Origin of the sequence: Hymenobacter edaphi, from assembly GCF_003258365.1 — a bacterium.
GTDB lineage: Bacteria > Bacteroidota > Bacteroidia > Cytophagales > Hymenobacteraceae > Solirubrum > Solirubrum edaphi.
The window spans coordinates 286,216-311,221 of record NZ_QHKM01000005.1 but is presented as its reverse complement, the minus strand read 5'-3'; the positions used below and the strand labels follow the sequence as shown (position 1 = coordinate 311,221).

19 protein-coding genes are annotated in these 25,006 nt (G+C 66.3%); 10 read left to right on the top strand and 9 right to left on the bottom strand.

Annotated features, from left to right (window positions below; genetic code table 11):
* The first annotated feature begins 104 nt into the window (after window positions 1-104).
* Entirely contained in the window at window positions 105-836 is a 732-nt protein-coding gene (locus DLM85_RS17260; protein WP_111479361.1) for a 2-phosphosulfolactate phosphatase, read from the top strand.
* A 408-nt stretch (window positions 837-1,244) separates the two neighbouring features.
* Here the strand turns inward: DLM85_RS17260 and DLM85_RS17250 are convergent, their stop codons facing one another.
* The gene (locus tag DLM85_RS17250) at window positions 1,245-1,571 is read right to left on the bottom strand and encodes a nucleotide pyrophosphohydrolase (protein WP_111479359.1); all 327 of its coding nucleotides are present in this window, start codon (window positions 1,569-1,571) and stop codon (window positions 1,245-1,247) included.
* Between the two features lie 69 nt (window positions 1,572-1,640).
* A complete protein-coding gene (gene dtd, locus DLM85_RS17245) occupies window positions 1,641-2,081 on the bottom strand; it encodes a D-aminoacyl-tRNA deacylase (RefSeq protein WP_111479358.1) in 441 nt (146 codons plus the stop codon).
* Window positions 2,082-2,346: 265 nt separating this feature from the next.
* On the opposite strand from dtd, the gene DLM85_RS17240 reads away from it, so the two are divergent.
* Both DLM85_RS17240 and DLM85_RS17235 read left to right on the top strand, forming a co-directional pair.
* Window positions 2,347-3,849 carry a hypothetical protein gene (locus tag DLM85_RS17240; protein WP_111479357.1) on the top strand — a complete coding sequence of 501 codons (1,503 nt, stop codon included), beginning with the start codon at window positions 2,347-2,349 and terminating at the stop codon, window positions 3,847-3,849.
* 168 nt (window positions 3,850-4,017) lie between these two features.
* Window positions 4,018-5,097, top strand: coding sequence for an acyltransferase family protein (locus tag DLM85_RS17235; RefSeq protein ID WP_111479356.1), 1,080 nt, complete (start codon window positions 4,018-4,020; stop codon window positions 5,095-5,097).
* Between the two features lie 134 nt (window positions 5,098-5,231).
* Here DLM85_RS17235 and mltG read toward each other — a convergent pair whose 3' ends face one another.
* A complete protein-coding gene (gene mltG, locus DLM85_RS17230; RefSeq protein WP_165822181.1) occupies window positions 5,232-6,302 on the bottom strand; it encodes an endolytic transglycosylase MltG in 1,071 nt (356 codons plus the stop codon).
* 211 nt (window positions 6,303-6,513) lie between these two features.
* Complete coding sequence (locus DLM85_RS17225; protein ID WP_111479354.1) at window positions 6,514-7,989, bottom strand: helix-turn-helix domain-containing protein; 1,476 nt, start codon at window positions 7,987-7,989, stop codon at window positions 6,514-6,516.
* A 208-nt stretch (window positions 7,990-8,197) separates the two neighbouring features.
* On the opposite strand from DLM85_RS17225, the gene aceB reads away from it, so the two are divergent.
* On the top strand, window positions 8,198-9,823 hold the full coding sequence (gene aceB, locus DLM85_RS17220) for a malate synthase A (RefSeq protein ID WP_111479353.1): 1,626 nt from the start codon (window positions 8,198-8,200) through the stop codon (window positions 9,821-9,823).
* Window positions 9,824-10,018: 195 nt separating this feature from the next.
* Window positions 10,019-11,305, top strand: coding sequence for an isocitrate lyase (gene aceA / locus DLM85_RS17215; RefSeq protein WP_111479352.1), 1,287 nt, complete (start codon window positions 10,019-10,021; stop codon window positions 11,303-11,305).
* Window positions 11,306-11,631: 326 nt separating this feature from the next.
* Here aceA and DLM85_RS17210 read toward each other — a convergent pair whose 3' ends face one another.
* Entirely contained in the window at window positions 11,632-12,819 is a 1,188-nt protein-coding gene (locus DLM85_RS17210) for a ribonuclease D (RefSeq protein WP_111479351.1), read from the bottom strand.
* Between the two features lie 414 nt (window positions 12,820-13,233).
* Here DLM85_RS17210 and DLM85_RS17205 point away from each other — a divergent pair, with 414 nt between their 5' ends.
* Both DLM85_RS17205 and DLM85_RS17200 read left to right on the top strand, forming a co-directional pair.
* Window positions 13,234-16,206: a SusC/RagA family TonB-linked outer membrane protein gene (locus DLM85_RS17205; RefSeq protein WP_111479350.1), complete on the top strand. Its 2,973-nt coding sequence runs from the start codon at window positions 13,234-13,236 to the stop codon at window positions 16,204-16,206.
* A gap of 19 nt (window positions 16,207-16,225) precedes the next feature.
* On the top strand, window positions 16,226-17,656 hold the full coding sequence (locus tag DLM85_RS17200) for a RagB/SusD family nutrient uptake outer membrane protein (protein WP_111479349.1): 1,431 nt from the start codon (window positions 16,226-16,228) through the stop codon (window positions 17,654-17,656).
* Window positions 17,657-17,734: 78 nt separating this feature from the next.
* Here DLM85_RS17200 and DLM85_RS17195 read toward each other — a convergent pair whose 3' ends face one another.
* The gene (locus DLM85_RS17195; protein WP_111479348.1) at window positions 17,735-18,205 is read right to left on the bottom strand and encodes a hypothetical protein; all 471 of its coding nucleotides are present in this window, start codon (window positions 18,203-18,205) and stop codon (window positions 17,735-17,737) included.
* Window positions 18,206-18,353: 148 nt separating this feature from the next.
* On the opposite strand from DLM85_RS17195, the gene DLM85_RS17190 reads away from it, so the two are divergent.
* Entirely contained in the window at window positions 18,354-18,617 is a 264-nt protein-coding gene (locus tag DLM85_RS17190; protein ID WP_111479347.1) for a hypothetical protein, read from the top strand.
* Between the two features lie 253 nt (window positions 18,618-18,870).
* On the top strand, window positions 18,871-21,471 hold the full coding sequence (locus tag DLM85_RS17185; RefSeq protein ID WP_111479346.1) for a M14 family metallopeptidase: 2,601 nt from the start codon (window positions 18,871-18,873) through the stop codon (window positions 21,469-21,471).
* 78 nt (window positions 21,472-21,549) lie between these two features.
* Here the strand turns inward: DLM85_RS17185 and DLM85_RS17180 are convergent, their stop codons facing one another.
* The 3 genes from DLM85_RS17180 to DLM85_RS17170 all read right to left on the bottom strand — a co-directional run bounded on the left by DLM85_RS17180 (window position 21,550) and on the right by DLM85_RS17170 (window position 24,211).
* Complete coding sequence (locus tag DLM85_RS17180) at window positions 21,550-21,849, bottom strand: hypothetical protein (RefSeq protein ID WP_111479345.1); 300 nt, start codon at window positions 21,847-21,849, stop codon at window positions 21,550-21,552.
* Between the two features lie 117 nt (window positions 21,850-21,966).
* Window positions 21,967-23,193 (bottom strand): S-adenosylmethionine:tRNA ribosyltransferase-isomerase, encoded by a 1,227-nt coding sequence (locus DLM85_RS17175; protein WP_111479344.1) that lies wholly within the window; start codon window positions 23,191-23,193, stop codon window positions 21,967-21,969.
* Window positions 23,194-23,437: 244 nt separating this feature from the next.
* Entirely contained in the window at window positions 23,438-24,211 is a 774-nt protein-coding gene (locus tag DLM85_RS17170; RefSeq protein ID WP_207891049.1) for a class I SAM-dependent methyltransferase, read from the bottom strand.
* A 196-nt stretch (window positions 24,212-24,407) separates the two neighbouring features.
* Between DLM85_RS17170 and DLM85_RS25795 the strand changes: the two genes are divergently transcribed.
* Complete coding sequence (locus tag DLM85_RS25795) at window positions 24,408-24,974, top strand: hypothetical protein (RefSeq protein WP_207891048.1); 567 nt, start codon at window positions 24,408-24,410, stop codon at window positions 24,972-24,974.
* The last annotated feature ends 32 nt before the right edge of the window (window positions 24,975-25,006 follow it).

Sequence of the window (25,006 nt, the reverse complement as noted above, 5' to 3'; positions counted from 1 at the left end):
GTTGTCAGTTGACAGTTGCCAGTTGTCAGGCTCCAGGGCCGGCAGCTGGCAACTGTTTTTACTGCCTACTGACAACTCATAACTAACAACTGGCAACTAAAGACATGCCCTCCGTCGACATCTGTTTCTCCCCGGAGCTGCTGCCGCTCTACCAGCTCGAAGGCCGCGTGGCCGTCATCGTGGATATTCTGCGGGCCACGTCGAGCATCGTCACGGCTTTGGCCAACGGCGTGACCCACGTGTTTGCCACGGCCGAGCTGGACGAATGCACCGCCCTGGGCCGGCAGCACGGCTGCCTGACGGCCGCCGAGCGCAACGGCGTGCAGGCCGAAGGCTTCGACCTCGGCAACTCGCCCTTCGGCTACCTGCCGGGCAGCGCCCTCGAAACGCGGGGCCGGGCCGTGGCCATCAGCACCACCAACGGCACCCAGGCCCTGCGCCGCTCCCTCGGGGCCGATGCCGTCGTTATCGGCGCTTTCCTGAACCTGCAGGCCGTGGCCGACTTCGCCCGCCGGCAGCAGAAGGACGTGCTGGTGGTGTGCGCCGGCTGGAAGGGCCAGTTCTGCCTCGAAGACACCGTGTTCGGCGGCGCCCTGGCCGAGCGCCTGGCCGATGCGTTCGACGTGCGCAGCTCCGACGCGACGCTGGCCGCCCTGCACCTCTGGCAACAGGCCAAGCCCGATTTGGAAGGCTACCTGCTGCAGTCGGCGCACGTGCGCCGGCTCAATCACCTCGAAGCCCACCAGGATTTCGCGTTCTGCCTGCGCCTGGATGAATACCCGGCCACGCTGCCCATCTGGCGCGAGGACCGGCTGGTCAATTTGGCTGACAGGTAACAGGTAACGCGTGACAGGTTAGGGCATACGGGGCTGGCGGGTGGCACCCGCCCACAAGCGCCGGCGGGGCCTCCCGTGCAGCCGACCCCGGTCGGCTGCACGGGAGGCCCCGCCGCTGTACCGGACCCCATCCGGCTGCAGCCGACCGGGGGTACTCTGCACCGGAATGCCATCCGGTTGCAGCCGAACGGCATTCCGGTGCAGCCGGATGGCATTCCGGTGCAGCAACATGGCAAAACCCTGTAGCCGGATGGCATCCGGCTGCACCGAAATGGCAAATCCGTGCAGCCGGGTGGCAAACCGGTGCTGGAGAATGGCATCCGGCTGCACCGGAATGGCAAAATCCTGTAGCCGGATGGCATTCGGCTGCAGCCGACCGGGGGGCGGTGCAGCGGAGGGGCCTCCCGGTTAGTGCAGCTTCTCGTTCTGCTTATGCCGGTCGGCGTCGCGCTGGGTTTTCTTTTCCAGGTTGCGCTGCAGGGCCTCGGTCAGGTCGACGCCGGTCTGGTTGGCCAGGCAGATGACCACGAACAGCACGTCGGCCAGCTCGTCGGCCAGCACTTTGTCGCGGTCGGAGGGCTTAAAGGACTGCTCGCCGTACTGGCGGGCGATGATGCGGGCCACCTCGCCGACTTCCTCGGTGAGCATAGCCAGGTTGGTCAGCTCGTTGAAATACCGCACCCCCGTGGTCTTGATCCACTGGTCGACGGTCTGCTGGGCTTGTTCGATGGTCATAAGTGGCGAAATGGTGAGGTGGTGAGTTGAATGTTCTGGCGTAGGCGAGTTGAACATTAACTCACCAGTTCACCGCTCTAAAATGATGGTCACGGGGCCGTCGTTGAGCAGGCGCACTTTCATGTCGGCGCCGAAGCGGCCGGTGGCGACGGGGCGGCCGAGCAGGGCTTGGAGCTGGCGCACGAACTCCTCGTAGAGCGGAATGGCTACCGGGGGCGGGGCGGCCTGGATGTAGCTGGGGCGGGTGCCCTTGCGGGCGTCGGCCAGCAGGGTGAACTGGCTGACCACCAGCAGGTCGCCGCCCGTGTCCTGCACCGAGAGGTTCATCTTGTCGTCGGCGTCGCTGAAGATGCGCAGCTGCACCAGCTTGCGGGCCATCCAGTCCAGCTCGGCGGCGGTATCGGCGTGGGTGAAGCCGGCCAGCACCAGCAGGCCGGGCCCGATCTGGCCGGTAATTTCGCCGTCGACGGTAACCGAAGCTTCCGTGACGCGCTGCACAACGACGCGCATGGCGGGGAGGATTTAGTGAGTTGGTGATTTGGCGAATCAGGCGGAACACACTCTGGTGCGAGGCCGCTGATCGGCGAATCGGCGCAAAGAAACGGCACAAATGCCCATCTTCGCCGGCCGACTGCAGGCCCGGCGCTGATTGGCGCCTCCTGTCCATTTATAGCAGGCTCCTGCGCGCCACCCGGGCCCGTTGAATCACCAACTCACCAACTCACCAACTCACCAACTCACCAACTCACCAACTCACCCATTGTCCCTGCTGCCTTTGCCGTCTGAGCTTCCGCTGCCCGCCGTAGCCCCCGCCGCTCAGCGCCGCTGGCTGCTGCCCGCGCTGCTGCTGGTGGCCGGGCTGCGGCTCTGGCGCCTGCATCAGGCGGCATTGCCCGACTACGACTCGGTGCGCAACTGGCAGATCATCAGGGAAGTAGCTGACTTCGACCTGCGGCACCTGTTCCACCACGGCAGCCCGGCGTTTTACCTGCTCTACGCGCCCGTCACCTGGCTCAGCACCGATTACCGCGTCTTCCTGGCTTTGAACGCCCTGCTGGGCGTGGCGGCGCTAGGCCTGTTTGCCGACTGGGTAGCCCGCGCCGCCCGCCTGCCCGGCCCCGAAACGGCCCTGCTGACGCTGCTGGCCGGCTCCTCGGTGTTCCTAACCTTTTCCGGCCGCGACTTCACCATGAGCTCCATGAGCCTGCTGCTGCTCGCGCTGCTGCTGCGCACGCACTGGCAGCGGCTGCAGCAGCCCACCCGGGCGAACCTGCTGCGCACGGCCGCGGTGCTGGCCCTGGGCCTGAGCGTTAATTATAAGTTTCTGCTCACGGGGCCCATTCTGGTCGTGCTGGAGCTGCTGCAGGCCGACGGGCTGGCTTGGCGTCGGGGCAACTGGTGGCGGGTGCTGCTGGTGCTGGCCGCGCCGTTCGTGGTGCTCGGCCTGCTGGCCTGGCTGGTGTCGGGGGTGCCGGTGTACCGCTGGCCGGCGGTGTTCTTCGTCATCATGCTGCCGGCCGCCGCCAATGCCGCCGGGCGCCGCACCACCGTGCAGGTCGATTTTGCCTATTACCTGCGCTACCTGCTCGACTTCGAAGCTCCGCTGCTGCCGGCCCTGGCGGCGGCGCTGGTCTGGTTCGGCGGCGGTCTGCGGCGCCGGCCCTGGTCCATTGCCACCTACCTGCTGGTGTGGGCCGTCCTGACGCTGGTAGGCATGTCGCTGCTGATCAAGGCGCCGCGGGGGCTGCTGTTCGGCTACCTGCCCATGTACGCGCTGCTGGTGCTGCTGCTCACGCGCTGGGCGCGGCCGGTGGCGCTGCTGGTGCTGCTGACCGCCGTGGGCTACAACTGCTGGCAGGTGCAGCGCTACATCTACGCCTACCTGCCCACGCGCTACCCGCTGGTGGCCCGCTGGCTGCAGCAGCACGGCCACGCGCCGGTGGCTACCACCGTGGGCCCGGCGCTGCTGCCGGTAGCGGCGCCGCTGGGCCTGCGGGCCGAAGCAGCCAAAACCCCCGCCGAGCTGACCGCGCTACGCCGCCAGGGCTACCAGTACGTGCTGCTCGACGACTACTACCGCGTGGCCGGCGTGCCGGGCTTCGACTCCCTGCGCCGCCTGCCCGCCGTGGCCGCCTGGCCCGAGCCGGCCCTCACTTCGCCGCTGCTGTACCTGGAGCACTCCGAGTTTACCGGTCTCGGCTACCAGGCCACGCTGCAGCGCCAGCAGCAGGCCGCCCAGGATTCGGTGCAGCTACGCCTGATCCGGCTGCCGCAGTAGCGCGGGGCTGGGTTGTTAAGTGCCGGACGACGCGCTGCTCGGTCGGAAAATATGCGCCAGAATGATTGTTGCGCTGTTTTCGCTCGTCGGGGACCAGTAGCTTGCCGCTTTCCGGCGGTCGGCAGTTGCGGCAGGCCGGGAGTATCTGCCTCCCCGTTGCCTTTGCGAATGAAGCCTCATTACCCGATTCTGGACGGCCTGCGCGGCGTCGCGGCCCTGCTGGTGGTGGTGTTCCACCTCTTCGAGGCGCACCAGACCAACTTCGCCCTGCACCCCATTCACCACGGCTACCTCGCCGTCGACTTCTTTTTCCTGCTCTCGGGCTTCGTGGTGGGCTACGCCTACGACGACCGGTGGGGCCAGATGGACGTCTGGGACTTCGCCAAAATCCGCCTGACGCGCCTGCACCCGCTCATTGTGCTGAGCGTGATTATCGGCGCGGTCTGCTTCTGGCTCGACCCGTTCGGCACCGGCGCTGCGCAGGCCGGCCCCTGGAAGCTGCTGGGCGTGGCCCTGCTCACCCTGACGCTGCTGCCCGCCCCCGACCTGCGCAGCTGGGGTGAAACCCACTCCCTGAACGGCCCACTCTGGTCCCTGCTGCAGGAGTACCTGGCCAACGCGCTCTACGCCCTCGTCGGCCGCCGGCTGGGGCGGGGCGGCCTCTGGGCGCTGGTGCTGCTCAGCGCCGGGGCCCTCACCTGGGCTGCCGTGCAGAACGGCCACGTGGCCAGCGGCTGGGGCCACAGCAACTTCTGGTTTGCCATCGTGCGGATGCTCTACCCGTTTTTCGCCGGGCTGCTGCTGTTTCGCTCCCGCCGGCTGCTACGCATTCCGTACGCCTTCCCCGTGTGCGCCGCTCTGCTGACGCTGCTGTTCTGCCTGCCGTACTTTCCCAACAACGGGCTCTACGAAGCCGCCACCATCATCCTGGCCTTCCCGCTGATTGTGGCCCTGGGCGCCGGCGGGCAAGTCGGTGGCGCCGGGGCGAAGCTGTGCAAATGGCTGGCCGACCTCTCGTACCCGCTCTACATCACCCATTACCCGCTGATTTACCTCTACATCGGCTGGGTGGCCAAAACCAAGCCCACGCCCCAGCAGGCCCTGCCCGTAGCCGCCGCGCTGTTTGCCGTGGCCCTGCTGCTGGCCTGGGCCGCCCTGAAGCTCTACGACGAGCCCGTGCGCGCCTGGCTAAAACGCCGTTTCCTGACGAAACCGGCCGCTGCCAAACCGCAGCCCGTCAACGCCTGAATGGCCGGGGTAGAGACGCAGCCCTGCGTCTCGTCGTTGAACGACTAACGTGTGAATGATTTCCAAACGGCGCGGCCGAGGAGACGCAATTATGCGTCTCTACATCGTGCGGGCGCAGAATGCCTGCCCGATAATCAGCGCTTGATGTTCAGGCTGTCGAGCCAGCGCTGGTAGCGGCGGGCGTTCTGTTTGTGCTCGGCGAAGGTGGCGGCGAAGTCGGAGTAGCCGCTGCCGCCGGCCTGGGCGCAGAAAAATAGGTAGTCGTGCGCCGCGGGCTTGAGCACCGCGTCCAGGCTTTGCCGATTCGCGGAGGTGATGGGCCCGGGCGGCAGGCCCTTGTGCTTGTAGGTGTTGTAGGGCGAGTCGACCAGCTTGTCCTTATTCAGCACCCGCCGCACCCCGAAGTTGCCGATGGCCCAGAGCAGCGTCGGGTCGGCCTGCAGCTTCATGCCGCGGCGCAGGCGGTTCAGGTACACTCCAGCAATCAGCGGCTTGTCCTCCTTTTTGGCCGTTTCGCGCTGCACGATGCTGGCCAGCACGTGCACCTCGGTGGGCGTGAGCTGCAGCGAATCGGCCCGCTTGCGTCGCACTTCCGTCCAGAACCGCCGGTGCTGGGCGGCCATGCTGTCGATAAAACCCTGGGCCGAGGTGTTCCAGAGCAGACGGTAGTGGCCGGGAATGAACAGCGTCAGCACGGCCGTGGTATCCACGCCGTAGCGCTGCTGCAGCCACTCCGGCCGGTTCAGCAGCACGCGCAGGCTGGTCGAATCGGCTTCCAGCTGCCGCTGCAGCTGCCGGGCCAGCTGGGGCTTGTACTTGAAGGCATCGAGGGCGAAATCCACTGTGTCCTGCTCCCCGCGCATCAGCCGCCCGAGCAGGGCTTCGTTGCCGAGGTCAAAATCCAGGCGGTAGCGGCCGGGGCGCAACCGCTGCGGGTAGCCGCGCCGCCGGGCCAGCCAGTCGAAGGTTGCCGGCTCCCGCAGCAGCTCGAACTTTTGCAGCGTCAGCAGCACGTTCTGGTACGTGTCGCCGGTGCGGATAAACAGGTACGCCGGCCCCTCAGCCGACTCGGCCACGTTGGGCCGCCACAGCACCCGCCACGCCCCGTACAGCCCGATTCCGCCCAGCACCAGCAAGGGCAGCAGCACGGCGGCGAGGATGCGCGGCCAGCGGCGGCGCGGCGTGGGGGAGAGGGGCGCGGACAAGCAGGCTAGGTGGGTGGTGGAAAGGCGAAGATACGGCGCGGTGCTACTACGACTTGAGCACAGCGGCTCGGAGTAGCACTATCGTTGCAGGCAGCCGGGTGGGTGAAGCGCCGCCGCGAAACGGATTTTTCACAGCTATTCTGCTAATCCAAACCTCCGCCAAAGCGCCGCAAGGCCGTAGTAAGCACCCACAGTCCTCCAAGCTGCTGTCTTACTGCCCCTGAATCAGCCGCTGCACGGCTTCGGCCAGCTGCTGCTGCTGCTGCCGTCGCTCGATGACGACCGGCGGGGCGGCGCGCACCTCGCAGTCGAGGATGGAGCACCGCTCGCAGGTTTCATTCACCCAGCGCACCGGAATGCTGTCGTCGTCGAGGAACTTCACTTTCTGCCGCAGGTTGTCGTCGACGGGCAAGCCCACCGTTACGCTGCTGGCGTGGCCCGAGGCGTCGAAGCGGGCCACGGTGAGGCAGAGGTATTCGTCGGTGGTCTGCCAGTAGCGGCTGCGCTGGGCGGCCACGCGCAGGCCCGGGCTGCCCGACTGCCGCGACTGTTCCATCAGCCACAAGCTCACCCAGCGGCGGCAGTAGTGCTCCTGCAGCTCGTTGGCGTGCGGGTTGTGCAGGCGCGAGAGGTGCAGCTCCTTGGTCAGCTGAAAGCCGCCGGCCGTGTCTTGATCGAAGCGCAGGAAAAACAGGCTGCCGATGCCGAAGTGCCGGGCCAGCAGGTTGGTCACGCGCTGCAGCAGCATTTCGGGCGTCACCTCGTAGCGGGTGAGCAGGCCCAGCAGCAGGGCCGCATTCCAGCGCGGGTAGGAGAAAAACGCCTGCAGATCGGCCACCAGCTGGCTTTCCTCCATCAGCAGGGCCACCGCGAAGTAGGAGGCCCGGAAATGATTCAGGACCTGCTCGAAGGAGCCGGGCGTTACGGCCGGCACGTTGGTGTAGGGCCGGTCTTTCAGCCCGAGGTAGTTGAAGGCTACTTCCCGGCCCAGGATAAACGCCTCCTGCGCCCGCGTGAGGCCCGGCCGCAGCAGCAGGCGCCGGGCCGCGGGCTGCAGCACCGAGCGCAGCCGGGCCAGCTCCGGGTGCGCGCCCAGCTCGTGCCGGTCGATGAGGTAGTGGTACTCCTGGCCGAGCAGGTCTTCGAGCTGGTGCAGGTCGAAGGGCGCGTCGGTGCGCAGGCGGAAGCGGGCCACGCAGCTGCGCACGGCGTCTTCCAGGTCGTCGAAGTAGTTGTCGTGCATCTCCTGGTAGGAGCGCAGCGCGGCCAGGTAAAAGTGTTCCTGCCGCACCTCGTAGTTGCGGGCCAGCTCCCAGAGCGTGCTGATGAAGGCCATAACCCGCGTCGGGGCGTCCGAAATCAGCTCGATCAGCCGGCTGGGGTCGAGGCCGAACATGTCCAGCGGAAACTCCCGCAGCACCTCCGACTGCAGCAGCTCCGACACTGGGGCCAGCTTCTTGCCCAGGCTGAGGGAAATCAGCTCGTCGTAGCTCACGCCCAGCACCCGCGCAAAGGCCAGAACCTTGTCGGCCTTGGGGTACTTCTTGCCCTTCTCAATCTCATTCAGGTACGACACCGACACGTCGACGGCCTGGGCCAGCGCCGCCGGGGTGAGGCCCTGCTCCTGCCGCAGCTGCCGCAGCTTCAAGCCAAAAATCAGACGGACAACCTGGGTGTGGGTAAGCATAGCGGGAAAATTTTTCGCGTTGCGGACTGCTTGGCAAAAAGGCCGCTGGCGCGCTGTCAGCAAAGAAAAGCATTATCCAACGAGCTAAGTGAAAAACCTGCTTTCTGCTAATTTTTATCTTTTAGCGAAAATTCGCTTGATTAATATTATTCGCTGATGTATGTTTGATCCACTGCTTTCCCAATCCACAACCACAACCCTGAACCCGATGGAAACCATTGACCAGCCGCTCGTTGCAGTAAGTGCCGAGTACCGTTGCCCCGAGCGCGTGAAAGTGCTCGGGCCGTATACCCACACGTTTGCCGAAATCCTGACGCCTTCCGCGCTGGCCTTTCTGGCCGAGCTGCACCGCCATTTTGAACCGCGGCGGCAGGAGCTGATGCGGCGCCGGCAGCAGCGCCGGGCCGAGTTTGCCACCGGCCGCCTGCCCGATTTTCTGCCCGAAACGGCCCAGCTGCGCGAGTCGGACTGGCAGGTGGCGCCGCTGCCGGCCGATCTGCAGGACCGCCGCGTGGAAATAACCGGCCCGACGGAGCGGAAAATGGTTATCAACGCCCTGAACTCCGGCGCCCGCACCTTCATGGCCGACTGCGAGGATTCCCTCGCCCCGACCTGGCCGAACGTGGTGCAGGGCCAGCTGAATCTGCGTGACGCCGTGCGCCGCAGCATCACGCTTGAAACACCGCAGCGCACGTACCGGCTTACCGAACGGCCCGCGGTGCTGCTGGTGCGCCCCCGCGGCTGGCACCTGAATGAAAAGCACCTGCTCATCGACGGCGAGGAAATCAGCGGCGCCTTGTTCGACTTCGGGCTGTACTTCTTCCACAACGCCCACGAGCTGCTGGCGCGGGGCACCGGGCCGTATTTCTATTTGCCCAAGCTGGAAAGTCACCTCGAAGCCCGGCTGTGGAACGAGGTGTTCGAGCTGGCGCAGTGGGCGCTGAAGATTCCCAAGGGCACTATCAAGGCTACCGTGCTCATCGAGACGCTGCCGGCCGTGTTTGAAACCCACGAAATCCTCTGGGAGCTGCGGCAGCACTCGGCCGGGCTGAACTGCGGCCGCTGGGACTACATTTTCTCCTACATCAAGACCCTCGGCGCCCGCCCCGAATTCCGGCTGCCCGACCGCGCCCAGGTGACCATGACCGTGCCCAACATGGCCGCCTACGTGCGTCTGGTCATCGACACCTGCCACCGGCGCGGCGTGCACGCTCTGGGCGGCATGGCCGCGCAGATTCCCATCAAGGACAACCCCGCCGAAAACGCCATTGCCCTCGACAAGGTGCACCTGGACAAGCTGCGCGAAGCCCGCCTCGGCCACGACGGTACCTGGGTGGCCCACCCGGCGCTGGTGCCCATTGCCCGGGCGGTCTTCGATGAGCTGATGCCCGGCCCGAACCAGATCGGCAAGCCGCGCAGCTCCGAGCCGCTGCCCACCGCCGCCGAGCTGCTGCGGGCGCCCGAGGGCACGATTACCGAAGTCGGCCTGCGCCAGAACCTCGACGTGGCCCTGCGCTACCTCGGCGCCTGGCTGGGCGGCAACGGCTGCGTGCCGCTTTACCACCTGATGGAGGACGCCGCCACCGCCGAAATATCCCGGGTGCAGCTCTGGCAGTGGCTGCACACGCCCGAAACGGCCTTGGCCGACGGCCGCCCCGTCACGCCAGAACTCTACCGCGCGCTGCTGGAAGAGGTGGTAGCCAAGCTGCGCCGCGAGGTAGGGGAGGAGCCCTACGCCGCGCTGTACCGCCCGGCCCTGCACCTGCTCGACCAACTGGTCTTGGCCGATGACTGCGCCGATTTCCTCACGCTGCCCGCCTACGAGCGGCTGTAGCGCGAACTTTTAGTTCGCGTATCCCCGAACATCAATCGTTGCCCTGCTCGAACAGCCGTTGTTCTGAGCTACGCGAACTGAAAGTTCGCGCTACTACTCCTTGCCGGCTCCCTGCTCCGATGCTCCAAAAAAGCCTCGGCCGCTACGCCTTTGCCCTTTCAGTCCCCTTTTCCACAACCCAAAACTCCAAGTACCATGAACCGCACCGACCGCACCGCCGCCCTGGCCCACGACTGGCAAACCAACCCGCGCTGGCACGGCATCCAGCGCCCCTACTCGCCCGACGACGTGGTGAAGCTGCAGGGCTCCGTGCAGATTGAATACTCGCTGGCCCGGCAGGGCGCCGAGCGGCTCTGGCAGCTGCTGCACACCGAAGAGTACGTGGCCGGCCTCGGCGCCCTCACCGGCAACCAGGCCGTGCAGGAAGTGCAGGCCGGGCTGCAGGCCATCTACCTCTCGGGCTGGCAGGTAGCGGCCGATGCCAACGGCGCCGGGCAGATGTACCCCGACCAGAGCCTGTACCCCGCCGACTCGGTGCCCGCCGTGGTGCGCCGCATCAACAACGCCCTGCTGCGCGCCGACCAGATTCAGCACCTGACTGGGGACGGTAGCACGCACTGGCTGGCGCCCATCGTGGCCGATGCGGAGGCGGGTTTCGGCGGCAATCTGAATGCCTTCGAGCTGATGAAGATGATGATTGAGGCCGGGGCCGCGGGCGTGCATTTCGAGGATCAGCTGTCGTCGGCCAAGAAGTGCGGGCACCTGGGCGGCAAGGTGCTGGTGCCCACCCAGGAGGCGGTACAAAAGCTGGTAGCCGCCCGCCTCGCCGCCGACGTGCTGGGCGTGCCCACCCTCGTGGTGGCTCGCACCGACGCCGATGCCGCCGACCTGCTCACCGCCGACGTGGACGAGCGGGACCAGCCCTTCGTGCTGACCGAAGCCGGCCGCACCGCCGAGGGCTTCTACCGCGTCCGCTGCGGCGTGGAGGCCTGCATTGCCCGCGGCCTGGCCTACGCGCCCTTCGCCGATCTGCTCTGGATGGAAACCTCGCACCCCGACCTGGCGCAGGCCCGGCAGTTTGCCCAAGCCATTCACGCGCAGTACCCCGGCAAGCTGCTGGCCTACAACTGCTCCCCCTCGTTCAACTGGGCCGCCAAGCTCAGCACGGAGCAGATGGAAACCTTCCGCGAGGAGCTGGCCGCGCTGGGTTATAAGTTCCAGTTTATCACCCTGGCCGGCTTCCACGCCCTGAACACCAGCATGTTCGAGCTGGCCCAGGCCTACCGGCAGCGCGGCATGGCCGGCTACTCCGAGCTGCAGCAGCGGGAGTTTGCCCTGCAGGCCCAAGGCTTCCGGGCCGTGAAGCACCAGTCGTTCGTGGGCACCGGCTACTTCGACGCGGTGCAGAACGTGGTGTCGGCCGGGCAGGCCAGCACGGCGGCGCTGGTCGGCAGCACCGAGGAGGCGCAGTTTCAGCACTAGCAGCAGGTGCAGCCGGTGACGGTAACACCGGCCGTCATTGCGAGCGAAGCGCGGCAACCGCAGGAAGGCGTAGCCAATCGGTCCTGAGGCTCAGCGCCAACCCTGGCAGGGACGCAACTGGTCTTGAACAACGGGCCGCAGGGTGAATAACTGCTAGCCAAAAACCGTCCGGATAAAAGCACAGCCGCCCGAAACTGCAGATGTCAGTTTCGGGCGGCTATGCTTTCGTTTGGTGCGTGTTGGGCCGTTGTGCCGCGAAAGGAAGGATTGGCTACGGCTTCCTGCGGTTGCCGCGCTTCGCTCGCAATGACGGCTACCCGAGCCGTTTACCGCTGCGTGGCCCAGGGGAAGGGCTGGGCGATAAAGCCGTAATCAAGGCCGCGGGCCTGCGTCACGTCGCGCAGGATCTGCTGCTGCCAGGGGCGCAGGGCGGCGTCGGCGCCCAGCTCGATGATGTCGGCAATGAGGCGGTTGGAGAGGACCAGGTTGGCCACGTAGCTGTTCAGATCCTGCGACACGGCGCTTTTCAGGCCCATCAAGAACTGCTCGCGGGCGTCGGCCTGGGCGGCCTTGTCGCCGTTGAGGCGGCGGCGGAACGGAAAGCGGCGCGCCTCGGCGGGCAGGGGCGGCTCGGGCACCGCCACGAAGTTGTCGGGCGAGAAGGTGAGCAGCTGATCGAAGAACGGCGGGCGCTTCAGCTCGGGGTGCAGGCCGCGGGCCGCTTTCCAGTCGGTGGCGCTGCGCGGGGTGTCGCGCACCAGCTCCGAGAGCCGGTCGTTGCTGAACACCATGTAGGGCGGGCGGTCCAGTTCCTGGGCCACTTTGTCGCGCAGCAGGTACAGGTCGCGGAACAGCGGCATTTCCTGGGGCAGGATGCGGTATTTGCTGGCCATGCGCAGGTAAGGCCGCTCGTCGCGGGTGTAGCGCACGTCTTCCAGGGCCAGGTTTTCCTCGCTGGCCCAGTGCAGGCGGCCCAGGGCTTCCAGCTTGACGATGAGGCGGTCGGCCAGCTCCAGCAGGTAGAGCACGTCGTTGGCGGCGTAGATTTTCTGCGCCTCCGTCAGTGGCCGCTTCAGCCAGTTGGATTTCTGCTCGCCCTTGTCCACCTCGATGCCCAGCTCGCTCTGAATCAGGCGGCCCAGCGAGATGTTGTTGTCCGACTCGGCCAGCAGCGTGTGCAGCACGCTGGTATCGGTGATGCGGCGCACGCGCACGTCGTACAGCTCGTCGAGCAGCAGAATGTCGGACTTGCAGCTGTGAAACACCTTTTCCACGGCCGCGTCGCCGAGCACGGCCCAGAGCGGGGCCAGCTCCTCGCCGGGGTTGGTCAGGGGCACCGGGTCGAGCAGAAACACGGTCTGCCCGTCGTAAATCTGAATCAGCGCCAGGTTGCGCCCGTAGTGGTGGCGCATGTCGTCGAACTCCAGGTCGACGGCGAGGCGGGGTTGGGTATGCAGCCAGGCCGCGGCGTCTCGAATGGCCGCGGGCGTGGTGAGGTATTGAATTTCAGCCATTAAAGCGAATGTTGGCCACGCAGGCGCGGAGCGGCCAAATGCCGGAATCCGGCGCCCGGATTGGGTAAAGGTAGGCAGGAGCGGCGGCCAATTGCAATGCCCCGGCAAACCGGCGCTGCAAACACCGCCCTGGCCGGCGCGCGGTGCCGGTGCCGCCCACCGGCGAACCAAAAAAGCGCGGGCTGCAAAACGCGGGCCAGCGGTAGGATTTTGGTAATAATCCACGTCTTGGAGGAAGCTAACTATAAGACGGCATGCATACTACCCGTGCGACGACGTAACTGCTTTTGTACTAGAGGTCTTATTAAGATTTGATTAAAAATATTGCCAAAGCGGCAACGAAAAGCGCTTATGTATTTCAGTTGCTAAATTCGCTTTACACTCACCAAATCGGGGCTTCGTTTGCCCAGTCCTATGAAACACAAATTTCTACTCTCCCTGGCCCTGGCGGCGCCGGTGACGGTGGTAGCCCAGACGCGCTCCGTGAGCGGCCGGGTAACCGCCGTGGCCGACGGCACCGGGCTGCCGGGCGTGACCGTGCTCGAGCGCGGCACCAACAACGGCGCCAGCACCGACGCCGACGGGAACTTCCGCCTGACCGTGCAGCCGGGCGCCACGCTGGTCATCAGCAGCATCGGCTTTGCCACCCAGCAGGTGGTAGTGGGCGAGCAAACCACGCTGGCCATCAAGCTGCAGAGCGACCAGACCCTGCTGAACGAAACCGTCATCGTGGGCTACGGCAGCCAGTCCAAGGCCGACCTGACCGGCTCGGTGACGCAGATCAGCACCAAGGAAGTGGAGAACGTGCCGGTGCAGAGCTTCGAGCAGGCCATTCAGGGCCGCACGCCGGGCGTCAACATCAGCCAGACGTCGGGCAAGCTGGGCGCCGGCCTGCAGATCCGGGTGCGCGGCTCATCGTCGGTGACGGCCTCCAACCAGCCGCTGTACGTGATTGACGGCATTCCGGTGACTTCGCAGGACGCCAGCTCCGACACCGAGCCGCTGAACCCGCTGGCCGACCTGAACCCGAACGACATCGAGAGCATCAGCATCCTGAAAGATGCCTCGGCCTCGGCCATTTACGGCTCGCGCGCGTCGAACGGCGTGATTCTGGTGACGACCAAGAAGGGCCGCCAGGGCCTGACCAAGGTGAACGTGGGCTACTACGTGGGCACGAGCACGGCTACCAAGACGCGCAAGTTTCTGAACGCGGCCCAGTACAAGGAGCTGTTTGCCGAGGCCGCCACCAACGTTGGCTACACCAACCCGGCCGACGCCTTCGAGGAAAACGGCATCGACTACAACTCGACCTCCGACACCGACTGGGCCGGCGCCGCGCTGCGCCGCGGCCACGTGGCGCAGTACGACTTCAACGTGAGCGGGGGCGACGCCAAGACGCGCTTTTACCTCTCGGCCAACTACAACGACCAGAAGGGCATCATCATCGGCAACCGCTACCGCCGCGGCTCGGCACGTCTGAACCTGGACCACTCCATCCGCGACAACTTCAAGGTTGGGCTGAACTTCTCGCTGACGCGCTCCGTCAACGACCGGGTATCGGAAGACAACGCGTTTTCCAACCCGGTGCAGCTGAACGCGCTGCCCCCGCTGCAGCCCAAGTACGACCCCACCACGGGGCTGCTGAACCAGGCCACGCTGTACTACAACAACCTGCTGGACCAGGAAAACGGCCGCAACCGCGCCGGCAACTACCGCTCCTTCAGCACGGCTTTCCTCAGCTACGAACCGGTGAAGGGCCTGACGCTGCGCACCGAGGCCGGCGCCGACTTCCTGAACCTGAACGAGGACCTGTACCGCGCCGCCGGCACCCAGGACGGCGGCAACACCGGCTACGGCTACTCCAACCAGGTGCAGGTGGTGAACTACACCACCAACAACACGGCCACTTACAACCGCACGCTAGCCGACGACCACACCGTCGACGCGCTACTGGGCTTCTCGTTCCAGCGCTCCGCCACCCAGCAGACCTCGGCCGAAGGGCGCGGCTTCCCGAACCCGGAGTTTACCAAGATCAGCAGCGCGGCGGTGAAAACGGCCGGCAGCGGCTCCCTGCTGAGCGAATTCTCGTTTATCTCCTTCTTCGGGCGCCTCAACTACGCGTACCGCAACAAGTACCTCGTGTCGGGCAGCGTGCGCCGCGACGGGTCCTCGCGCTTCGGCAGCGCCAACCGCTACGGCACCTTCGGGGCCGGTTCGCTGGGCTGGGTGGTGTCGGAGGAAGGCTTCCTGCAGGACAACAAGGTGCTGAACTTCCTGAAGCTGCGCGCCAGCTACGGCGTGACGGGTAACGCCGAAATCGGCAACTACTCCTCGCGCAGCCTCTACTCGGCCATCTTCTACGCCGACCAGGCGGGCGTGACGCCCACCACCAGCATCGGCAACCCCAGCCTGACCTGGGAATCCACCGCCCAGACCGACCTGGGCGTGGAGTTCGGCTTCCTCAACAACCGCATCAACGGCGAGGTGGACGTGTACCAGAAAAACACTAGCGACCTGCTGCTCAACCGCCAGCTGCCCTACACCGGCGGCTACAGCGTGGTGACCGAGAACGTGGGCAAGCTGCGCAACCGCGGCCTGGAAATTGCGCTGAACGGGCTCGTGGTGGACAAGGCCGTGAAGTGGAATGTGGGCGGCAACATCTCGTTCAACCGCAACGAAATCACCGACCTGGTGGAGCCCATCATTGCCGGCGGCAACACCCTGGCGCAGGTGCGCGAAGGGGAGCCCATCGGCGTGTTCTGGGGCCGCAAGTACGCCGGCGTGGACGCGGCCAACGGCGACGCACTCTACTACACCGCCGACGGCGGCACCACCAACAACCCGGCCCAGGCCGTGCAGCAGAAGGTGGGCAACCCGAACCCGCAGTACACCGGCGGCCTGAACACCACCGTGTCGTGGAAAGGGCTTGATTTCAGCGCCCTGGGCCAGTTCGTGTACGGCAACGACATCTACAACACGGCCGGGGTTTACCAAGCCGTGAACGGGGACTACTTCGACAACCAGACCGTCGACCAGCTGAAGCGCTGGCAGAAGCCGGGCGACATCACCAGCGTACCGCAGGCCCGCCTCTACGAGGGCAACGGCACGCAGGTATCGTCGCGCTGGGTGACGGGCGGCTCGTTTTTCCGCGGCAAAAACTTCACCTTGGGCTACACCGTGCCCGCCGAGCTGAGCAAGAAGGGCTACCTGCAGTCGGCGCGCATCTACGTGTCGGCCCAGAACCTGTTTACCATCACCAACTACGACGGCTACGACCCGGAAGTCAACACCGCCACCTTCGGCGGAGCCAACTACGTGCTCGGCCACGACTTCTACACGCCGCCGCTGAGCAAGACCTTCATCATCGGCGTGAACCTGGGCCTGTAATTCTGACGCAACTACCCGTATGAAAACGATATTCTCCCGCTCCGCCGCCCTGCTCACGCTGGGCCTCACACTGGGCCTGGGCGCCTGCAAAGACCAGCTGGACCTGCAGCCCCGCCAGTCCGTCGACGCGACGACGGCGCTCAACAACGCCGACAAAGTGGGCAGCGCCGTGGTGGGCCTCTACGCCAAGCTCGACGACCCGGCCCTGTACGGCACCCAGCTGCTGGTGATTCCGGAAATCCTGGGCGGCAACGGCATGGTGACCTGGCAGGGCTCCTTCACCACCTACCGCGACCTGCAGAACCGCACCACCAACTCGCTCAACGGTCTGGCCGAAAGCACCTGGCGCCTGGCTTACCAGGCCATCAACCAGGCCAACCTGGTCATTGACGCGCTGGGCGTGGTGTCGGACGCCGACCTGAAGGCCCAGTACGAGGGCGAAGCCCGCTTCGTGCGCGCCGATATGCACTTCGAGCTGGTGCGCCTCTACGCCCCGCAGTACGACGCGGCCACCGCCGCCACTGATCTGGGCGTGCCCATCAGCCTGACGGCCAACAAAGCCCTGGAGCAGGCCGATACCGACGTGCCCCGCGCCACCGTGGCCCAGGTGTACGCCCAGGTTATTACCGATCTGCAGGCCGCCATCCGGCTGCTGCCCGAAGACAACGGCACTCGTGCCTCCAAGTACACGGCCGAGGCCCTGCTGGCCCGCGTGTACCTGCAGCAGCGCAACTACGCCGCCGCCGCCACCCAGGCGGCCGACGTTATCGACAACAGCGGCAAGGCCCTGTCGCCGACGCTGGCGGCGGTGTTCCGCAACCGCAACTCCCCGGAGTCGCTGTTTGAGATTCAGCAGAACGACCAGAACAACGCCGGCACCGCCAACAACGGCTTGGCCACGTTCTACGCCAACATCGGCCAGCTGGGCCGCGGCGACGTGCGCATCGTGGGCGGGCTGGTGAACCTGTACGAGGACAGCGACGCCCGCGGCACCGACTCGCTCACTTACGGCCTCACCCGCAAGCTGATTTACGTGGGCGACGGACCTTCGCGCCCCGACAACCAGCTGCGCTCGGGCAAGTGGACGGCCTACGGGCAGAACATTCCCGTCATCCGCCTGGCCGAGATGTACCTGATTCGGGCCGAAGGCCGCTTCGTGGCCGGCGACGTGGCCGGGGCCCTCGACGACGTGAACACCGTGCGCCAACGCTCGGGCGCCTCGGAGCTGACCACCCTGACCCGCCAGGACATCTTCGACGAGCGGCAGCGCGAGTTTGCCGCCGAGGGCTTCCGCCTGCACGACATCAAGCGCAGCGGCAACCCGCTGGTGTACGCCGCCACCGACGGCTCGACGGTGACCGTGCCCAGCAACAGCCCGCGCCTGGTGCTGCCCATTCCGCAGCGGGAACTCAACGTAAATACGGCCCTGCGGCAGAACGCGAGCTACTAGCCGCGCGCTGCTGCCGCCCAAAAAAGGCCGCTCCGGAAGCTTCCGGAGCGGCCTTTTGCGTGGAAAAGCGGCGGAGCGTTACTCCTCGTCGTCCTCGTGGGGAGCGTCGAAATCCAGCGCGTCGATCAGGTCGCTGGCTTCCTGAATGACGGCGTCCATGGCGGGCATGGTGTCCGCGTCGAGGGTGCGCTCGAAGAGGTGCAGCAGCTGCTCGCCCTCGTCGTTGACGTACAGGTCGGTGTAGAGGCGCTCGAAGTGCCGCGCGTCCTTGGTGATGATGGCGTCGATCTGCTCGATGCTCTGGGCAGTGAGGGCCCGGTGCAGCACCTGCTGCACCTGCCGGCTTTCGTCATGGTCGCCGAGGTCGGCCAGGGCTTTCATCAGGCTCATGGCCACCAGCAGGCGCACCCGCTCGAAGCGGAAGCCCTGCTCGCGGGCCGGGGCGCGCTGCAGCTCCTGGTAGGCGTGCAGATCGGCCGGCGGCAGCAGGGCGGGGGCGTCTTGGCGGAAAGCGGCGTGCAGCAGCTGCTGAAACAGGGTAGCGGACATCGGCAGGAGGGGGCAGATAGAAGTGCAAAAGAACGCAAATGCCGGCAGCTCGGCGGCCGGGGCATCGGCCGGCCGGGTTTTGTCGTACGTCAGAGGCCCGCGCCGCCCGGTGCGGGCCACTGATTGTTCCCTTTACAGTTGTTGCTCGATGACGCACAAATCCAAATGGTTGTTGTTTGCCCCGAGCGGGCTGATTGTAGTCGGCTTCGGCACCTGCCTGGTGCAGTGGGCCTCCGAGATGAAGCGCAACGGCGAGCCGACGACGCAGTGGGTGGCCGCCGGCACGCTGGCGCTGGGCGTGTTCAACGCCGGCCTGAGTTTGTTCGGGCGGGGCGTGGCCGAAAGTGTGCTGTACCAGATCAAAGAGAAGCCCGCGGAGCCAGGGCAAGCCGGCGCGTTGCCGCAGGAGTAAGGCTAATCGGGGGGCGACCCTCGAAATTGAGGGGCAGAGGGTCTGCCCCCCGATTTCTGGGGGCAGACCCTCGAAATCGGGCTGACATGGTTCGAAATCGAGGGTCTGACCCTCGATTTCGACTTTCTGACCCTCGATATAGGTAGTGGGAAAAGGCCAGCGGCCGAAGCCGGGGCAAGTGTAGTCCGGATGCGGGCCGACGTTGTACTTTCGCTGGCCCGCTCACGGGGACGATTTACCCTTCCGACCGTTCATGTTCCGACCATTCCCGCGCCTGTTGCCAGCCGCTGCCCTGGCGCTGGCCCTGCTGGCGGCGCCCGCCCAGGCCCAGACGGCCGCCGCGCCCCAGACGCCCGCCGAGTTTCTGGGCTACGCCCTCGGCAGCCGCTTCACTTACCACGCCGACGTGCTGCGCTACGCCGATTACCTGGCCCGGCTCTACCCCGAGCGCCTGCGCGTGCAGCCCTACGGCCGCACCTACGAAGGCCGCCCGCTGGAAGTGGTGCAGGTGGCCTCGGCCCGCAATCTGGCCCGCCTCGACGCCATCCGTAGCAGCAACCTGCGCCGCACCGGCCTGGAAGCCGGCCTGCCCGAAGCCGACCAGCCCGCCGTGGTGTGGCTCAGCTACAACGTGCACGGCAACGAGGCCGTGTCGTCGGAGGCGGTGCTGCAGGTACTCTACGACTTTGCCAATCCGCAGAACGCCGACGCCCAGGCCCTGCTCGACAAAGTGGTGCTGCTCATCGACCCCTGCGTAAACCCCGACGGGCGCGAGCGGTACGTGCAGTGGTACGGCCGCGTGGCCGCCGCGCCCACCAACGCCGCCCCGCTGAGCTGGGAGCACCGGGAGCCGTGGCCCGGCGGGCGCTACAACCACTACCTCTTCGACCTGAACCGCGACTGGGCCTGGCAAACGCAGCGGGAAAGCCAGCAGCGCATTGCCCTCTACAACCAGTGGCTGCCCCAGGTGCACGCCGACTTCCACGAGATGAGCCCGGACGCACCGTACTACTTCTCGCCCGCGGCCAAGCCCTTCCACGAGGACATCACGGCCTACCAGCGCCAGTTCCAGAACCGCATCGGCGACTACAACCGCCAGACCTTCGACCGGAACGGCTGGCTGTACTTCACCCGCGAAACCTACGACCTCTTCGCGCCCAGCTACGGCGACACCTGGCCGTCGTTCAACGGGGCCATCGGCATGACCTACGAGCAGGGCGGCTCGGGCCGGGCCGGGGTGCGCTACATCAAGTCGGACGGCGACACGCTCACGCTCAGCCAGCGCATTGCCCACCACCACGCCGCCAGCTGGGCCACCATCCGCGCCGCTGCCGACCACCAGGGGGAGCTGCTGAAGGAATTCGGGCAGTACTACGCCGATGCCCGCCAAAAGCCGCGCGGGCAGTACAAGAGCTTCGTAGTGAGCGGCCCGGCCGAGCGGCTGGCACCGCTGGAAGAGTACCTGCGTCAGCAGCAGATCGAGTTTGGCTACCTGGGCCAGAAGCAGAAAACCAACGCCTACAACTACGCCACCGGCAAGCGCGAGGCCGTGACCCTGCAGCCCCAGGACCTGGTGGTGAGCATGTACCAGCCCAAATCGACGCTGGTGAAGGTGCTGTTCGAGCCCCAATCGGCCCTGGAAGACTCGCTGACCTACGACATTACGTCCTGGTCCTTGCCCTACGCCTACGGCCTGCAGGGCTACGCGCTTGTTTCGAAGTTGGCAGGAAAAGAGTTGGCAGTTGTCAGTAAGCAGAAGGCCAATTCGCCAGCGGTCAACCCGCAACTGGTTCCCAAACTGACAACTGACAACTCGCAGCCGACAACCGACAAACCCTACGCCTACATTGCCCGCTGGAACTCGCTGCGCGACGCGCGGCTGCTGGCGGCGCTGCTGCAGCGCCAGATTCGGGTGCGGGTGGCCTACCAGCCGTTCGAGGCCGGCGGGCGCAAGTTTCAGCCCGGCGCGCTCATCGTTACCCGCGGCAACAACGAGGGCCTGGCCCGCCGCTTCGACGCGGTGGTGCGCCAGCTGGCCGACTCGGTGGGCGCCGAGCTGACGGCCGTGCAGACCGGCTTCGCCACCACCGGCTCGGACCTGGGCTCCAGCAACGTGCACAGCGTGGGGCGCCCCAGCGTAGCCGTGCTGGCCGGCGCCGGCGTCGATGCCTCGGCCTTCGGCGAAGTCTGGCACTTCTTCGAGCAGCAGCTGGGCTACCCCGTCACCGTGCTCGGCACCGATTACTTCGCCTCGGTGCCCCTGACGAAGTTCGACGTGCTCATTCTGCCCGACGGCAACTACGCCGATGCCCTGCCCGAGCGGCAGCTGGAAAACCTCAAGACCTGGGTGCGCGCCGGCGGCCGCCTCATTGCCCTGGAAGGCGCCATGAGCTACCTGGCCGGCAAAAAGGACTTCGCCCTGAAAGCCAAGGGCGCCGACACCACCCGCACCCGCAAGCCCGACCCGGCCCGGCAGCTGCGCCGCTACGCCGCCGCCGAGCGGGAGTCGTTGCAGGAGCTGGTGCAGGGCAGCGTGTACCCCGTGCAGCTCGACAACTCGCACCCGCTGGCCTTCGGCTACGGCGACACCTACTACGCCCTGGTGCGCAATCCGCTGAACTACCAGTACCTCGGCGAAGGCAGCTGGAACGTGGGCGTGCTGCGCAAGGGGCAGGCCGCCGCGGGCTTCACCGGCAGCCAGGCCCGCCGCAAGCTCTCCGATACGGTGGTCATGGGCGTGCAGGAGCTGGGCCGCGGCCAGGTTATCTACCTCGGCGACAACCCGCTGTTCCGCGGCTTCTGGCACGCGGGCAAACTGCTGTTCAGCAACGCCGTGTTCTTCGTGGGCCAGTAAGCCCCAGCCCCTGCCAGCAACAAGCCCCGCCGGAATGCTCCGGCGGGGCTTGTTGCGTTTATCGGCTTAGGCGGTGGCCTAGTCTACTACGTCCTCGGCTTTGTTACCGACTTTCTTGGCGCCCTTCTTCACGGCTTGGCCGGTTTTCTGCGCGCCGCGCTTCACGGCGTGACCGGTCTTTTTGCCGGCGTATTTTACGTCCTGCCCGGTGTTGTCGATTTTCTGGCCGGCCTTGGTGCGGCCGGTGCGGGTGGTGGTTTCGGTTTTTACCGTGCCGTTTTCGCGCACGTCTACTTCCGTTTTCTGCGTCGGCGTATTCTGGGCCTGGGCTGCCACGCTGGTCAGCGCCACGGCGGCCAGCATCATGAGCTTTTTCATACTGGGAGGTTGAGGTCAGGAGTTAAGTGACCTGCCTTCTACGGGCGGCCGGGGCGAAGGATGCTGAAACGAACCTCCCGGAGCGCGCATTCAGCAAAACTTCATTTGATAGGCGGGCTAGGGGAGCAGCAGCGAACTGTCGCCGTAGCTGAGGAAGCGGTAGTCGTGCTGCAGGGCGTGGTCGTACACGCGGCGCCAGTCGGGGCCGAGCAGGGCCGCCACCAGCAGCAGCAGGGTGCTTTCGGGCTGGTGGAAGTTGGTGATGAGGCCCTGCACCACCCGGAAACGGTAGCCGGGCGCGATGAGCAGCTGGGTGCTGGCCTGCACCGTGTCGTCGCCGCGGCGCTCCAGCTCATCGAGCAAGGCCTGCAGGGCGGTAGCGGTGGGTACGTCGGCCCCAGGCTGATACGGTTCCCACTGCTGCACCTGCCCGCTGAGGCTGCCGCCGCGCACCACCTGGCAGCCCAGCCAGTACAGGCTTTCGAGGGTGCGCAGGCTGGTGGTGCCCACGGCAATGACCGGGCGCGGCGCGTGGCCCAGCAGCTGCCGCAGCACCGCCCGCGTGGCGCTGATGGGCTCGGCGTGCATGGGGTGCTCGGCCATGCGCCCGGCCTTCACCGGCTGAAACGTGCCCGCCCCCACGTGCAGGGTCAGCTGCGCCGAGGCGATGCCGCGCCGGGCCAGCTCGGCCAGCACGGCGGGGGTGAAGTGCAGACCGGCGGTAGGAGCGGCCACGGCCCCGTCGTGGGCGGCGTACACGGTCTGGTACCGCTCGTCGTCGTCGTCGGTGGCCTGGCGGCCGAGGTAGGGCGGCAGCGGCAGGCGGCCCGCGCCGGCCAGCACCTGCGCAAACGGCAGCTCGGCCGGCTGCCAGCGGAAGCGAATCAGCGAGCTGCCTTCCTCGGCGGCCGCGCGTTCGGCTTCCAGGGTGGCCGGCTGGCCGTCGGCGGTGGTGAAGCTGACCTGTACGGGCCCGGTTTTCCACCGCTTGCCGTTGCCCACGAGGCAGCGCCAGGTGCATTCCGCCGTTTGCTGCATGGCCGGCTCGATGGCCCGGTGCGGGGCCACCGGCTCCAGGCAAAACAGCTCGATCTGCCCGCCCGAGGGCTTGTGCAGGTACAGCCGGGCCCGCACCACCTTGGTGTTGTTGAAGACCAGCAGCGCGTCGGGCGGGAGCAGGGTGGGCAGTTCGCGGAAGCGGTGGTCGGCCAGCTCGCCCTGCCGGTACACCAGCAGGCGCGAGGCGTCGCGGTCGGGCAGGGGCGCCGGGGCAATGCGCTCGGCGGGCAGCGCGTAGGTGTAATCCAGGATGGAGAGCAGGCGTGGATCGGCAGGGGTACTCATGGCCCGCAAAGGTAGCCACGCGACGCACGGTTTACCCCGCCGTCATTGCGAGCCAAGCAAAGCAATCCTTCCGCTGGTAGCACCGCCGAGCCAATACCTCCCAACCGAAAACGGCAGCGCCCAATACCCAGTCACTCTGGTTTAGGGTTCTGCCGTTTTGAGTTAGTGCCAAGTGTTCCGTTGTACCGCGAGAGGAACGACGGCCGCGCTTCGCCCGCAATGACGGCCGGCGCGGCCGTTGCGGTCAGCGCTGAAAAATCAGCAGGTGCTGCTGCGGCAGGGACTTGTTGTTCTCCACAAATTTCAGCCCGACGGCTTCCAGCTCGCGGCGGGCCTGCTCCTCGCTCATGCGGTGGATGCGCTTGATGTGCAGCTCGGGGTCTTCGGCGCGGTACTCCACCAGGGCCACGCGGCCGCCGGGCTTCAGAGAGTTGCGCACGGCGCGCATCATCTCCCGCGGGTGGTCAAACTCGTGGTAGGCGTCCACGATGAGCACCAGGTCGAGGCTGCCGGCGGGCAGATTGGGGTTGCGCACGGTGCCGAGCACGGGCTCCACGTTGGTGATGTTGCGCTCGGCGCTGGCGGCGCGCACCTTGTCGAGCATTTCGGGCTGAATGTCTACGGCCAGCACCCTGCCCTGCGGCACCAGCTGGCTCATGCGGAACGAGAAGTACCCGGTGCCGGCGCCGAGGTCGGCCACCACGTCGGTGGGCTTCAGGCGCAGGTTGCGCAGCAGCACGTCGGTGCCTTCCTGCTGCTGGCGGTCGGAGCGCTCCAGCCAGGGCGCGGCTTCGTGGCCCATCACGTGGGCAATCTGCCGGCCCATGTAGTATTTGCCGATGCCGTTGGGGTCCTGCGGGGCTTTGCGCTGGTAGCCGGCGGTGTCGGGAGCAGCCCCCAGCCGGCGCTGGGCGGCCAGGCCCGCGTTGCTTTCCGCAATGGGCGTTTGGGTGCACGACAAAGCCAGGGCCGGCGCCAGCAAAGCCACTGGCAGGCGAAATCGGAACGGGATGAGCATAGGTGAATGCAAAGAAAGCGGCATTGGGCTAACAGCGCACATGCCGAGTACGTTCGCGGCATTGGATTAACCCTGAAGTCGTCCGCGTCGTATGGCCTGCCAACGCCGCCGACGAGCGGTTTCGTTCGTCCGTTTATAATTTGCGGCCGTAGCACTGCTGACAGCGCCTTTCATTCACTTCCTTTCCTTTTTCCAGATGAAACACTTTGCCCACCTGTTTGGCCAGCTGGCCAGCGCCGCGCTGGTTGCCCTGGCCCTCACCGGTTGCGGCCGCGGCGACTACGCCATGCTGCCCAAAACCAGCTCTTACCACGAAACCCACACGGCCGTGCGCGTGACCCCGGCGGCCCAGCCTGAGGCCGCGGTAGCACCTGTCGCTGAGCAACCCGCTGCCCCCGCCGTGGCCGCTGCCCCCGTTGCGGAGCCCGCCGCTCCGGCCGCCGCAACGAAGTCGGTAGCAGCCGTGGCCCCGGCCCGGTCGAGCGTCAAGCCGAGCTTCGCGCAGCAGGTGCTGGTGAAGAAAATGCTGCACAAGGCCGAGAAGCTGGCCGCCAAGACCCAGCTGAAAAAACACCAGAACACGGCTTCCGTCGAGCAGGCGCAGGCCCAGAGCAGCCACCTGCGCCTGGGTATCATCCTGCTGGCCATTGGCCTGATTCTGGCGCTGTTTTCGGGTATCAACGCCATCTTCGGCGTGCTCGGCACCATTGCCATCATCATCGGCATCGTGCTGCTGGTGCTCTGGCTGCTGGAGCAGGTGTAAGCCAGCCCAATTACAAGCAAAAAGCCCCGGCT